The following is a 1422-nucleotide window of genomic DNA, read 5'->3' on the forward strand; positions in this document are numbered from 1 at the left end:
CGCCTTCAGCGCCTCCATGTCCGGATAGTCCGGAACCTGCTGGATCGGTTTGTGCCGCCACGAGGTCGGGGTCCAGTTCTGTACCATCGTCGTCATCCGTTCCTTGCCGCGGCCCGGCCGCAGCGATCTCTCAAGTCGGCGGCTTATAAACCTTTGCAGCTCGCTTGCCTAGCGCGAAAAACCGGCCACTCTGTCCACGCCGCAAGCACTTGTTCACCCTGTTCGTTGGCGCTTCCCAAACGAAAACCCTTTAGGCTTGACAGCAAATGGGGGCAATGTCGCTTCCCTTCCGCAGCATGATGCCGCGTTTCACTGTTCCATTTTGTGATTGATGGCGTCCCGGCATGCAGCTTATCGATTTTCTCCATGGCTTTCTTCGCGATCGGACCGGCAATTTCGGCATCATGACAGCGCTGATTGCCGCGCCGCTGGTCGGCGTTGCCGGCATGGCGGTCGATATCGGCTATGCACTCGATCAACGCACCACCTTGATGGCAGCAGCCGATGCGGCAGCTGTTGGCGCACTCTCGGAAAAATCGGCGGGCGTTGCGGCAGCCCTTGCCATGACGGGCGACGGCACGGTTGCGGTCGGCTCGCAGGATGCCCGGCATCTCTTCGAAGGCCAGCTCGGCGGGCAGAGCGGCGCAAAGGTCACCAGAGTCGATATCGACATCAGCCGTAGCGGCGGCGACCTCTATTCCTCCCTCACCTTCACCGCCGAAGTCCCGACCGCCTTCATGACCATCTTCGGCTATGACAGCATGCAGATCAGCGGCACGGCGACCGCCACCTACCAGACAAACGCCTTCGTCGATTTCTACATGCTGCTCGACAACACACCTTCGATGGGGCTTGGCGCCACCGCCGCCGACATCGCCGCCATGCAGCGAAACACGCCGGACAGCTGCGCCTTTGCCTGCCACGAGACGCAGAACCCGGACAATTACTACCTCGTGGCCAAGTCGATCGGGGTCAACATGCGCATCGACGTGGTGCGCGAGGCCACCCAGGAACTGACCCATGACGCGACGAAATACGCACAGACGGTCGGCCAGTATCGCATGGCGGTCTACAGTTTCGGCGCGACCGCCGATACGGCGGGACTGACGGAAGTCGCGCCCATGAGCGACGACATGGCCAAGGTCCGCACCGCCACCGACGCACTCGACCTGATGACGACACCGAAGAACAACTACAAGAGCAACCAGCTGACGGATTTCGATGCGGCGCTGACCAAGCTGAAAACCATTATCGGCACCGGCGGCACAGGCACCACAAACAGCAATCGCCAGAAGGTTCTGTTCTTCGTCTCCGATGGCGTGGCGGATGCCGCAAAGCCGAACTGCAGCGAGGAACTGAAGGGCACGCGCTGTCAGGAGCCGATCGATACGAGCTTCTGCACGCCCCTGAAACAGAACGGCG

At 61.2% G+C, this 1422-nt stretch carries 1 protein-coding gene; it reads left to right on the forward strand.

Features of this window, described 5'->3' with window-relative positions:
• Positions 1 to 344: 344 nt before the first annotated feature.
• Positions 345 to 1422: Tad domain-containing protein (locus FNA46_RS24560; protein WP_143127869.1), on the forward strand; the 1078-nt coding region annotated here is incomplete at its 3' end.

It is taken from the genome of Affinirhizobium straminoryzae (assembly GCF_007004135.1).
GTDB lineage: Bacteria > Pseudomonadota > Alphaproteobacteria > Rhizobiales > Rhizobiaceae > Neorhizobium > Neorhizobium straminoryzae.